Origin of the sequence: Escherichia sp. HH41S (genome assembly GCF_009820115.1) — a bacterium.
Classification (GTDB): domain Bacteria; phylum Pseudomonadota; class Gammaproteobacteria; order Enterobacterales; family Enterobacteriaceae; genus Escherichia; species Escherichia coli_F.
On record NZ_VNXE01000033.1, the window covers coordinates 51312 to 63008 of the forward strand.

Sequence of the window (11697 nt, forward strand, 5' to 3'; positions counted from 1 at the left end):
ACAGGATTAATTGATAGTTGGCAAGGATGGGGTAAATATTACCGACAATTTACCCATGTAATATCCAGCCTGTTTTGCCGTCACGTTAAATTTATCCACCACCAACGTCAGTGGTGTGGGGACACACATCACTGCGTAACGAATGCCGGGCAACACTACCGGACGTACACGTTTAAGATTGATATTGTTCCAGACCATATTTTCATTGTTGCGCACATCAATTTGCCCGCCCGTTTCCGGGTTATACATTTTTACCCGATAATCAATGCGTTCTGAGGCATCTGTCGATGTTCCTCCCTGACGATAGATCGAGAAGTCGCCATCTCTTCGTCCGGCAGCCGGGCGACCTTCATCTTTAAGCTGGATTTCATAACTGATAGCGTTGCCGTTAAAACCATCGTACAGGCACATATCCAGCGTGGTCAGATCCTGAGCATAGTTACTGCCATTGACGCTCCCAGTCGGGTGTAGATCCAACTGTACCCGTGGCGTGGCGTGGGCAAACTCAGGAAAGAAGATATCGATATGGTTGGGATCGAGCGTATTAAGCGTGATATCCGCAACATAATCTGTTCCAGGAGTGGAAAAACGTAATTTAGCAGAACCTTCCCAGACGCCGCCGATTGGTAATTTTTTCATTTCGGCTTGTTCAAGATACAGGGTTACCGGCTTTGCAGTGGCAAGATGTTGAACATTATCATTACCCTTGCAGTAATAGCCATTACCATCAGTCAAATTCAGTTGCTTGCTCCATCCCTTGCATGGCCCTTCATCCCAGACTTCTGCGTTCATATAGCCCGTCAGTTTCACAGGCCAACGCATACCGCTGCGCTTTTCAGTCAAGTAAATCTGCACTTTTGTCGTGTTGCCAGATGATGTGCAGGTCTGCTGCATATCAGAGAAGTTGCACTGATACCATGCCCATGTAGTGTTGTAGTTGCGCGCCGGAGGATCTTCTCTGTTCCAGAAATAGTAATTCGCCCTCCCCGTCGCCAGATCGTAAGTTACATCCGCCGTAACATTTCGGGCTGCCTGCACACCAGCAACTGAGCCAAAAAAGCAAAATAGTATGGCAATCAATCGATTTCTCATGGTGCAACCTCCCTTTGCGCCGTCTGAACGTTTCCACGTAATTTAGGCTGTTTTAACTGTGCCTGAACCTGAATGGACTCCGGTAATTGCGAATAACTCACGACACTACAATTCACATCCCCGCTGTAACGAATGCTGGCGCGTTTCTTCACAACACTCAGCGGACACTTAAGGAATTGCTGCCCCGACAGGAGATATAGCTCTTTTTCGCTACCGTTAATCTCAAGTGTAAATCCGCCATCTTCGGCGACCAGTAACATGGCGCTGTTCAGACCAACCAGCGGGAATTTCTCTACCGAAGCAGGCAATAACAAGCGGCCAATATAGTTGTAGCTAAAGCTGGCTGATACTTCTCGGTAGCGTAATTTGCCTGGTAACAACATTAACTCACGATTACCCGCACCGTTAATAATGTTGGTTGTTCCTTGCTGATTACCCTGGCTGCTGTCGTTAACTTCCACAAAGCCCGACTGGAATCCAGGATAAGGGAACAACACACTATCGCTTTGACCAAGTTGCAATGTTCTGCTGCCTGCTACCCGCGCTTCGAGTTGCAGCTCCTGACTCTGTTCATCCTGCTCAGAGAAACCTTTCACATCCACCAACACCGCCCCCAGCAGATCATCTGAGCCGCTGGCCCCCACATTAATGCCATAGCGACTCACCGCTAGTGTGGAACTATATGTACCGGTAAAGGCTGAGATATGATCATGATTCTGGCGATCATAACTGTCCGAAACAGTAGCGCAGACATTTCCATATTGACCATCCCAACGCCCATTAACCGCGCTGTTTATGGTATCGGTGTTCAGACCGCCGACGGTCACGCCAAGCTCTTTATGGCTGAATGAGTCGTTATAAAAGGTATGAGATAACTGCCATGACGTTTGATCGCCATCCTGATCGCTATAACGATAGTCAGTAGAAACATTGGTTAAATAGCTGTTGTTATTGCTATCCATCGTTGGCGTATCAGATAACGAAAACGATAAGTACAAGCCGTTATCGTCGTTATCATCCCCATTGTCATTACGATGGAAAACACCAACAGTAGTACTCAAAATCCAGTCACGCATCACGAAAGCGCGGGAAGCACTGAGTTGTAAAGTTTCGGAAATACTTTGCGCCGTCGTCTGGCGAAGATAGTTATTTTCAAAGCTCTGCTGTTTGTCCCAACGCAGATTGTCATTCGTGTTATTTTGCGTACGGGTATAACCCAGCATCATGTTCCAGCCTACAAGATTCTGTGAAATCGTCGCGGAGATGCTTTCATAACAGCTTAAGGCGTTGTAGCTTTCTCGGTTGTCGGTTGTACAAACATCACCATCAGAGTTGGTACGATAAAAGCCCAATGTCGGCCATCCCGATTGACTCCAGTTAGCCTGTTGCATATCACCTTTGCCACCATCATCGTTACGGAACACGCTGGCGTTGATGAGTAGATTCCCTGCCACGCCTAAATCTGCTGTCCAGTTATTGCCTAACTCGAAGGCACTAACATCATCTGCATTCGCCAGCCCTGCATAGAGCTCATATTGCGGATGTAATGGCAGGCGCACACCCAGCTGATAAGCCGAACTTTCATCATCAGAAGCTTGAGATGTGGTTTTCCCCGCCTGTAAAAACCACTGGGCATTTCCGTCTGTCAGACCGCCGGTTTTGGTAAATGGCACGAGCTCAGTGCGGGTGAGTTGGTTATTTTCATAGACTTTTAACGCCACGCTGTAACTGCCTGGCGGAAAGGAATTGGTATCAATAAATTGCGAACCGCTATTGAGGTAAAACGACCCCAAAAGTTGTTCATTACGATAAGCATCAACACGTGAATTGCGCGAAAGCAAAACCATTACCGGGGTTCCCTGCTGGCTTTGCGTCTGGTTTAAATAACTGAGCGTCGACCCGATACGCATTCCGTCGATTGCACCGAGTGGCAGAAAGTTAAACGTAAAGTTACCACCTTGTGCATTAAATAATGTGCGGTTGTCCATCCGCCCCGCCTGCACATAATAACGACGTAAAAAATCGTAGCGATAATAGAGATCGCTGACATCAGCATTACTGTCACTGATATCATCACCATCATAACCGTTGAAATTCCAGTGGGCGCCAATATAACTATTTTCTGTTATTCCCTGCGCACCATTACCTTGAATTGACAACGATTGGTAATCGTCCTGTACCAGCACATTAATATCTTGCTGATGTATAAACGCGTTAACCGTATTTTGGTCAGGATTTAAATACAATGATTTCGTATCAAACGCAGAACTCCATTGCGGATTGAGAAAGAGCGTTGCTGAACTTTCCTCATCATTGAAGATTATTTCTACCGTCTCAGTATTAAGAAAACCACAGCCTGAATCAGTACGTACAAAGCCACAAGCCAGTTCACCATGGCGAGCTAACGGTTGCGATAGTTTTTCTTTCACTGTACGTGCGATTTTTTGATCGTCGGTGTTCAATTCCAGTTTACTGTATAAACTCGATGAGTCCAGAAATGTTATGGTATCAAGATTAACCATTGCATAGTATTTACCGAGACTTTTCCCTGCAAAATAAACCTCGATATACTCCTGCTGTCCTTGAGCAATAATCTCGAAACCAGCGGGGATTTTTGTTAATGTTGCCTTTGCCGGGCTGATACTCGCCAGGATCAAAAGAGCCAGTAGTTTTTTATCCATGGCAGTCCTGTAATCCATAATAAATACTAAAATAGTTAAAAGAAGGGAGGAATTTCCTCCCTTTATTACATGTTAATTCTGTTATTAGGATTAGATATCCTGGGACAGATAAATGCTGACTACGCCACTGTAAATACCTGTTTCCAGAACACCTTTGGTGGCTTGAGCAAACATCAGTGGTTTAGCCAGCGAACCGTTAGTTAACGCATCGGAAGCAAAGATTTTTGTTGCAGTAAAAGTGGTTGCCGCATCAGCTTTAATCTCTTCACCGCCCCAGGTTACAGTCAGCGGAACAACTTTAGTAGCGTCCAGGCTTTGAACCAGTTGTGCAGGAGAAACTAACTGCATTTTCACGTCTTTGGTCGTGTCATTTGACCAGATTTTGGTCATTAACTGGTAAGATTGCAGGCCCTGCCCCGGCAGATATTGCATTTCAACTGCTTTCGGCAGTGCGCTGTTATCTGTCTGAGTCATATCCAGAGCAGCATCAACGTTAGCAGTAACAGTGATATCTTTTTGTACTGCTAATGCAGAACCTGCAACGGAAAACATTGCCGCTACCAGAAGAGATTTTGCGAATACCTTTTTCATTACTATTCCTTTGTTTATTACAATGATAATTAATGAACCGCCAGTTCAAACTCGCCATTATCCTTGGTGATCCAGTTATTATATTTGACAACGATTTTATCGTAGCCAGATATGCCTTCTAAACTTCTTTCCTGACCAGGGAAAATGTTTTTATTGACGGTCTGTATCTTGCAATTATTTTTGCTATTATTTTTACAATAAGCGATCGTTAAAATTTTCAAGCGCTGATTCCCTGCATTTAATAATTTTTGGGCAGGGCTTACTTCTAACTTAGCAATAGGTTGCTGAGGTGGAACACTAACAACAATCCCCCAAATTAAATTAACTGTTAACTGCATAGAGAGATCTTTTTTATCCGTGTCAACGTCATCAATACTGGGAACCGCTTCAAATTTAACGCGATAGTTTTTCTCTTTTTGCTCTGGTTCCATCGCGACAAAGCGCACGGTTTTGCTACTACCGGCTGGTAAGGCGAATTTGGGTGGCATCACAACCAGATGATTTGCATCACCGGATTTAATCTCAACTTCATTTTCCTGAGGCGTCGATGGATTATCGATACGGAATACTGTCGCCTTAATATACTGAACTTCATTACTTTTAGATATAACGCGAACGTTGCCTTCACCCAGGCTATTAATGGAAACAGCCATAGGATAAACAGTCATATTTGACTGTGCAAAAAAAGGAGCGAACACGAATAAAAGCGGCGTAAGCCGTGATAAGAAGTTAATTTTCGCCACCATATAAATTTGATCTTATAGTATTGTTTCCAAAAAGTTAGTGCATTAGAAATGTAGACCTATTGTAAGTCAATATAAAAAAGCATTTTTAGTGAAGATTAAATTTAAAAGTAAAGAATTAAGTTACTGAAACATAGTGATTTTCACAATGGCAACACTTAATTTTTAGGAATTTATAAATATTCACAATATTAATTTATTATATTAATTCAATCACCATAATTATATATGAACGATGGCATACCCTTGAATAAAGTGGTATGATAACTTTGTCCGCATTCCACTCCGGGAGACGCATATGGAAATCACTGAACCACGCCGTTTGTATCAACAACTTGCCGCTGATCTGAAAGAGCGCATCGAACAGGGCGTCTATCTGGTGGGTGATAAACTGCCTGCTGAGCGCTTTATTGCCGATGAAAAAAACGTCAGTCGCACCGTGGTTCGTGAAGCCATCATCATGCTTGAAGTTGAAGGCTATGTAGAGGTGCGTAAAGGCTCGGGTATTCATGTGGTTTCCAACCAGCCGCGCCATCAGCAGTCGGCTGACACTAATATGGAATTCGCCAATTACGGTCCGTTTGAGCTGCTTCAGGCACGTCAGCTCATCGAAAGTAATATTGCCGAGTTCGCAGCGACCCAGGTAACTAAACAGGACATCATGAAACTGATGGCCATCCAGGAGCAGGCGCGCGGCGAACAATGCTTCCGTGATTCCGAATGGGATTTACAGTTCCATATTCAGGTTGCCCTGGCGACGCAGAACTCCGCCCTGGCAGCCATCGTTGAAAAAATGTGGACCCAACGTAGCCATAACCCATACTGGAAAAAACTGCACGAGCATATTGATGCCCGTACTGTCGATAACTGGTGCGATGACCACGATCAGATCCTCAAAGCGTTAATTCGCAAAGATCCCCATGCCGCGAAGCTGGCAATGTGGCAGCATCTGGAAAACACCAAGATCATGTTATTTAACGAAACCAGCGACGATTTCGAGTTCAATGCCGACCGCTATCTGTTCGCCGAAAATCCCGTTGTGCATCTTGATACGGCCACCAGCGGCAGCAAATGAAATCCCCATTCGGCAGGCGCAACGACGCGCCTGTTTGCCTCGTCGGTAAGCGAAAAGTATAAAGTGTCAGCCTGTGTAAATCCTCTCGCCACCCTCCCCTGCATTCAGCAAAATCAGACACCACGGACATGTAATTTTGATAACGAACAACGTTGACCTTTGTTACAATTAGATTCAATTTGAATTTATGCTTTTGAATGCTTTCTTATCTCACGATTTAACAGGGAATAGTTCAGGCTGTGTTGATGTATCAAACCCGCAGAACATACCAAAACAGCAATAACATTGCGGTAGTGCATCTTTTAAAACCAGCGTGGCGTTAACCGATTCACCAGGAATAATGAATGGAACTTTTGACCCAATTGCTGCAAGCCCTGTGGGCGCAGGATTTTGAAACCCTGGCCAATCCGTCGATGATTGGCATGCTCTATTTTGTTTTATTTGTAATTTTGTTCCTTGAAAACGGCTTGCTTCCGGCGGCCTTTTTACCAGGCGACAGTTTACTGGTGTTGGTCGGCGTATTGATTGCGAAAGGCGCGATGGGCTATCCGCAAACGATTCTGCTACTGACCGTTGCCGCCAGCCTCGGCTGCTGGGTCAGCTATATTCAGGGGCGATGGCTGGGCAATACCCGCACCGTACAAAACTGGCTATCTCATTTACCCGCGCATTATCATCAACGCGCACACCATCTTTTTCATAAACACGGTTTATCGGCGCTGTTAATTGGTCGCTTTATTGCGTTTGTCAGAACACTGCTGCCGACGATTGCCGGGTTATCAGGGCTGAATAACGCGCGCTTTCAGTTCTTCAACTGGATGAGCGGTCTGCTGTGGGTATTAATCCTGACAACTCTGGGTTACATGCTCGGCAAAACGCCGGTATTTTTAAAGTACGAGGACCAGCTGATGTCATGCCTGATGCTGCTCCCGGTGGTGCTGCTGGTGTTTGGCCTGGCAGGTTCTCTGGTCGTGTTATGGAAAAAGAAATATGGAAATCGGGGGTAAGGGATGCAAATACCTCGCATGTCGCTTCGCCAGCTAACCTGGTCCGGCGCTGTTTTACTTCTGGTCGGCACGCTGTTGCTGGCCTGGTCCGCGGTTCGCCAGCAAGAGTCTACGCTGGCGATTCGTGCCGTTCATCAAGGCACAACGATGCCAGACGGTTTTTCAATCTGGCATCACCTTGACGCTCACGGCATTCCTTTCAAAAGCATCACCCCTAAAAACGACACTCTGTTAATTACGTTTGACTCCAGCGACCAGAGTGCCGCAGCAAAAGCGGTTCTCGACAGAACATTGCCCCATGGCTACATCATTGCGCAGCAGGACAATAATAGTCAGGCTATGCAGTGGCTAACCCGATTGCGGGATAACTCTCATCGCTTCGGATAACTTCCTGTTATCCGAAACAGATCACTCACTTTGGTGATTTCACCGTAACTGTCTATGATTAATGAGGCGGTGGTCAACACTACCGCTTCGTTGTCTGGACAATCGTTCCTTTGTAATAGGTCCGAATCACAATGGAAGGTTCAAGAATGAAATACCGCATCGCTTTAGCTGTTTCTCTTTTTGCTCTTAGTACCGGTAGTTATGCCACTACCCTGTGTCAGGAAAAGGAGCAAAATATCCTTAAGGAGATCAGCTATGCCGAAAAACACCAAAACCAGAATCGTATTGACGGTCTGAATAAAGCCCTGAGTGAAGTCCGGGCCAACTGTTCAGATAGCCAGCTGCGTGCCGATCATCAGAAGAAAATCGCAAAGCAGAAAGATGAGGTGGCGGAACGCCAGCAAGATTTAGCCGAGGCGAAGCAAAAAGGCGATGCCGATAAGATTGCCAAACGCGAACGGAAACTGGCAGAAGCGCAGGAAGAGCTGAAAAAGCTGGAAGCGCGCGACTACTAACTCACAATAGTCACTACTTACTCACCTGGAGAAAACTATGTCGAAAGAACACACTACGGAACATCTGCGTGCTGAGTTGAAATCCCTTTCCGATACGCTGGAAGAGGTGCTTAGCTCATCTGGCGAGAAGTCGAAAGAAGAGTTGAGTAAGATTCGTAGCAAAGCGGAGCAGGCACTGAAACAGAGCCGTTATCGCCTGGGTGAAACCGGTGATGCCATTGCCAAACAAACCCGTGTCGCGGCGGCGCGTGCCGATGAGTATGTGCGTGAAAATCCATGGACGGGCGTGGGCATTGGCGCTGCAATCGGTGTAGTGCTCGGCGTTCTGCTGTCGCGTCGTTAATTATGGCGGACACTCATCACGCGCAAGGGCCCGGTAAAAGCGTTCTGGGCATCGGGCAGCGAATTGTTTCCATCATGGTTGAAATGGTGGAGACACGTCTGCGGCTGGCGGTGGTGGAGCTGGAAGAGGAAAAAGCCAATCTCTTTCAGCTTTTACTGATGCTGGGCCTGACGATGCTTTTCGCTGCATTTGGTCTTATGAGCCTGATGGTGCTGATTATCTGGGCGGTTGATCCGCAATATCGCCTGAATGCGATGATTGCCACCACCGTGGTGTTGCTGCTACTGGCACTCATTGGCGGTATCTGGACGTTACGTAAATCGCGTAAATCCACCTTACTGCGCCATACGCGCCATGAGCTGGCAAACGATCGGCAACTGCTCGAGGAGGAGTCCCGTGAGCAGTAAAGTCGAACGTGAACGACGTAAGGCGCAACTGCTTAGCCAGATCCAGCAACAACGGCTGGATCTTTCCGCCAGTCGTCGTGAATGGCTGGAGGCGACAGGCGCTTATGATCGTCGCTGGAATATGCTGCTGAGTCTGCGCTCCTGGGCGCTGGTTGGCAGTAGTGTGATGGCTATCTGGACGATTCGTCATCCCAATATGCTGGTCCGCTGGGCCAGACGCGGTTTTGGTGTATGGAGCGCCTGGCGTCTGGTGAAAACAACCCTCAAGCAACAACAGCTTCGCGGTTAACTTCCTTTCTGGCCGGAGACATTCCGGCCTTATTCCTCAAATTTTTTGAAAATATTTGACAGTTTTCCTTGCTAACAATCACGCTTCGCCACGTTTATGATTCTCTCCATCGAAAGCAACGACGCTAATACCGCGCCCTTGCACAAAAAAACAATCAGCAGCCTGAGCGGCGCAGTGGAGAGTAAGATGAAAAAATTAGAAGATGTTGGGGTACTGGTCGCACGCATTTTAATGCCGATTCTGTTTATTACGGCAGGTTGGGGAAAAATTACTGGCTACGCGGGTACGCAACAATATATGGAAGCGATGGGTGTCCCTGGCTTTATGTTGCCACTGGTGATTCTGCTTGAGTTTGGTGGTGGTCTGGCAATCCTGTTCGGTTTCCTGACACGTACCACTGCCCTGTTTACTGCGGGCTTTACGCTGCTGACGGCATTTTTATTTCACAGCAATTTTGCAGAAGGCATGAACTCGCTGATGTTTATGAAAAATCTGACTATTTCTGGCGGATTCCTGCTGCTGGCGATTACCGGTCCGGGCGCGTATAGCATCGACCGTCTGTTGAATAAAAAGTGGTAAGTACGCGCTATACTTAACGATAAAAAACGAGGGGGAACACTCCTCGTTTCAGATTGTTGACAAAGTGCGCGTTGTTCATGCCGGATGCGGCGTGAACGCCTTATCCGGCCTACAAAAACATGCAAATTCAATACATTGCAGAAACCTCGTAGGCCTGATAAGCATAGCGCATCAGGCAGTTTTGCGTTTGCCATCAGTCTCAAACGAGGAGAAACGCTCCTCGTTTTTGCTATTGGAGGAGAGAAAAATGGGTCAACTGATTGACGGCGTCTGGCATGACACCTGGTACGACACCAAATCCACCGGCGGTAAATTTCAACGTTCAGCTTCCGCATTTCGTAACTGGCTCACTGCCGATGGCGCGCCAGGCCCCACTGGCAAAGGCGGTTTTGCCGCAGAGAAAGATCGTTATCATCTCTATGTTTCACTCGCCTGCCCGTGGGCGCACCGCACGCTGATCATGCGTAAACTCAAAGGACTGGAACCGTTTATTTCCGTTTCCGTAGTGAACCCGTTAATGCTGGAAAACGGCTGGACCTTTGATGACAGTTTTCCGGGAGCAACCGGCGATACACTCTATCAACATGAGTTTCTGTATCAGCTTTATCTCCACGCCGATCCACACTACAGCGGACGAGTTACTGTTCCCGTACTGTGGGACAAGAAGAACCACACCATTGTCAGCAACGAATCAGCGGAAATCATCCGCATGTTCAATACCGCGTTTGATGCGCTGGGTGCGAAAGCTGGAGATTACTACCCTTCAGCCCTGCAAACGAAAATTGACGAACTTAATGGCTGGATTTACGACACCGTTAACAATGGCGTGTATAAAGCCGGTTTTGCCACCAGCCAGGAAGCCTACGACGAGGCAGTGGTGAAAGTGTTTGAATCGCTGGCGCGGCTGGAACAGATTTTAGGTCAGCATCGTTACCTGACCGGCAACCAGCTAACCGAAGCCGATATTCGCCTGTGGACCACACTGGTGCGTTTTGATCCAGTGTATGTGACCCACTTTAAGTGTGATAAGCACCGCATCAGCGATTACCTGAATCTGTATGGCTTCCTGCGCGATATCTACCAGATGCCGGGAATTGCCGAAACAGTCAATTTCGATCACATCCGTAATCATTACTTCCGCAGCCATAAGACCATCAACCCTACGGGGATTATTTCAATTGGTCCGTGGCAGGATCTCGATGAACCGCATGGACGAGATGTTCGCTTCGGTTAAAAAAAGGCACCTTACGAGGTGCCTCTGATAATTAGCTAAGTGCGTGTTGTTCATGTCGGATGCGGCGTAAACGCCTTATCAAACCTACAAAACATTGTATATTCAATATATTGCAATGACCGCGCAGGCCAGATAAGCGTAGCGCATCTGGCAATTTTGCGCTTGCCCTTATCCTTCACAGCGCCTTATTAATTCATAGAGATAATATTTACTGCCATTTCATTCACGTCTATTCTTAATTTGCTGCTTTAAAAACAAGTGATTGAGCAAAATTGAGGCAAAAATGGACTGGTATCTGAAAGTACTAAAAAATTATGTCGGTTTCAGGGGACGTGCACGGCGCAAAGAGTACTGGATGTTTATTCTGGTCAACATCATCTTTACGTTCGTGCTGGGGCTGCTGGATAAAATGCTGGGCTGGCAACGCGCCGGTGGCGAAGGCATTTTGACGACTATCTACGGCATTCTGGTGTTTTTGCCGTGGTGGGCAGTACAGTTCCGTCGCCTGCATGACACCGACCGTTCGGCGTGGTGGGTGTTACTGTTCTTAATTCCGTTTATCGGTTGGCTGATTATCATCATCTTTAACTGCCAGCCAGGGACGCCAGGCGAAAACCGTTTTGGATCTGATCCAAAACTGGAACAGGAATAATAATTAAGCACCTGTGAAAGGTGCTTCAGATTGTTGACAAAGTGCGCTTTGTTTATGCCGGATGCGGCGTAAACGCCTTATCCGGCCTACAAAATCGTCAAA

General features: G+C 46.9%; 15 protein-coding genes. 11 read left to right on the forward strand and 4 right to left on the reverse strand.

Translation table 11 applies throughout. The features are described 5' to 3' along the window. Positions 1 to 6 precede the first annotated feature (6 nt). From FQZ95_RS06720 to FQZ95_RS06735, 4 genes are all read right to left on the reverse strand, one after another. On the reverse strand, positions 7 to 1092 hold the full coding sequence (locus tag FQZ95_RS06720) for a CfaE/CblD family pilus tip adhesin (protein ID WP_160530032.1): 1086 nt from the start codon (positions 1090 to 1092) through the stop codon (positions 7 to 9). Then, the gene (locus FQZ95_RS06725) at positions 1089 to 3773 is read right to left on the reverse strand and encodes a TcfC E-set like domain-containing protein (protein WP_160530033.1); all 2685 of its coding nucleotides are present in this window, start codon (positions 3771 to 3773) and stop codon (positions 1089 to 1091) included. Before FQZ95_RS06725 ends, FQZ95_RS06720 begins: the two co-directional genes overlap by 4 nt. Positions 3774 to 3863: 90 nt before the next feature. Next, positions 3864 to 4364 carry a CS1 type fimbrial major subunit gene (locus tag FQZ95_RS06730; RefSeq protein ID WP_032185169.1) on the reverse strand — a complete coding sequence of 167 codons (501 nt, stop codon included), beginning with the start codon at positions 4362 to 4364 and terminating at the stop codon, positions 3864 to 3866. A 29-nt stretch (positions 4365 to 4393) separates the two neighbouring features. Continuing rightward, entirely contained in the window at positions 4394 to 5110 is a 717-nt protein-coding gene (locus FQZ95_RS06735; RefSeq protein WP_157943789.1) for a fimbria/pilus periplasmic chaperone, read from the reverse strand. A 295-nt stretch (positions 5111 to 5405) separates the two neighbouring features. Here FQZ95_RS06735 and exuR point away from each other — a divergent pair, with 295 nt between their 5' ends. The 11 genes from exuR (at position 5406) to FQZ95_RS06785 (ending at position 11595) form a co-directional block, all read left to right on the forward strand. Next, positions 5406 to 6182, forward strand: coding sequence for a transcriptional regulator ExuR (exuR, locus tag FQZ95_RS06740; RefSeq protein WP_000406496.1), 777 nt, complete (start codon positions 5406 to 5408; stop codon positions 6180 to 6182). Between the two features lie 239 nt (positions 6183 to 6421). Further along, positions 6422 to 6505 (forward strand): protein YqiM, encoded by an 84-nt coding sequence (gene yqiM, locus FQZ95_RS26310; RefSeq protein WP_211180508.1) that lies wholly within the window; start codon positions 6422 to 6424, stop codon positions 6503 to 6505. Between the two features lie 21 nt (positions 6506 to 6526). After that, positions 6527 to 7189, forward strand: coding sequence for a DedA family general envelope maintenance protein YqjA (yqjA, locus tag FQZ95_RS06745; RefSeq protein ID WP_000422149.1), 663 nt, complete (start codon positions 6527 to 6529; stop codon positions 7187 to 7189). A 3-nt stretch (positions 7190 to 7192) separates the two neighbouring features. Next, positions 7193 to 7576: an EnvZ/OmpR regulon moderator MzrA gene (mzrA, locus tag FQZ95_RS06750; protein ID WP_001166773.1), complete on the forward strand. Its 384-nt coding sequence runs from the start codon at positions 7193 to 7195 to the stop codon at positions 7574 to 7576. Between the two features lie 146 nt (positions 7577 to 7722). After that, positions 7723 to 8091 (forward strand): DUF1090 family protein YqjC, encoded by a 369-nt coding sequence (gene yqjC, locus FQZ95_RS06755; RefSeq protein WP_001352920.1) that lies wholly within the window; start codon positions 7723 to 7725, stop codon positions 8089 to 8091. A 37-nt stretch (positions 8092 to 8128) separates the two neighbouring features. Further along, positions 8129 to 8434 (forward strand): DUF883 family protein, encoded by a 306-nt coding sequence (locus FQZ95_RS06760; RefSeq protein WP_000031415.1) that lies wholly within the window; start codon positions 8129 to 8131, stop codon positions 8432 to 8434. Positions 8435 to 8436: 2 nt separating this feature from the next. Continuing rightward, the gene (locus tag FQZ95_RS06765) at positions 8437 to 8841 is read left to right on the forward strand and encodes a phage holin family protein (protein ID WP_000785722.1); all 405 of its coding nucleotides are present in this window, start codon (positions 8437 to 8439) and stop codon (positions 8839 to 8841) included. Further along, on the forward strand, positions 8831 to 9130 hold the full coding sequence (locus tag FQZ95_RS06770) for a YqjK-like family protein (protein WP_000096086.1): 300 nt from the start codon (positions 8831 to 8833) through the stop codon (positions 9128 to 9130). The genes FQZ95_RS06765 and FQZ95_RS06770 overlap by 11 nt, the downstream gene beginning before the upstream one ends. Positions 9131 to 9316: 186 nt before the next feature. Continuing rightward, positions 9317 to 9709: a DoxX family protein gene (locus FQZ95_RS06775; protein ID WP_000732238.1), complete on the forward strand. Its 393-nt coding sequence runs from the start codon at positions 9317 to 9319 to the stop codon at positions 9707 to 9709. 247 nt (positions 9710 to 9956) lie between these two features. Further along, positions 9957 to 10943, forward strand: coding sequence for a glutathionyl-hydroquinone reductase YqjG (gene yqjG, locus FQZ95_RS06780; protein WP_000531185.1), 987 nt, complete (start codon positions 9957 to 9959; stop codon positions 10941 to 10943). 283 nt (positions 10944 to 11226) lie between these two features. Beyond that, the gene (locus FQZ95_RS06785) at positions 11227 to 11595 is read left to right on the forward strand and encodes a DUF805 domain-containing protein (RefSeq protein WP_032185170.1); all 369 of its coding nucleotides are present in this window, start codon (positions 11227 to 11229) and stop codon (positions 11593 to 11595) included. Positions 11596 to 11697 lie beyond the last annotated feature (102 nt).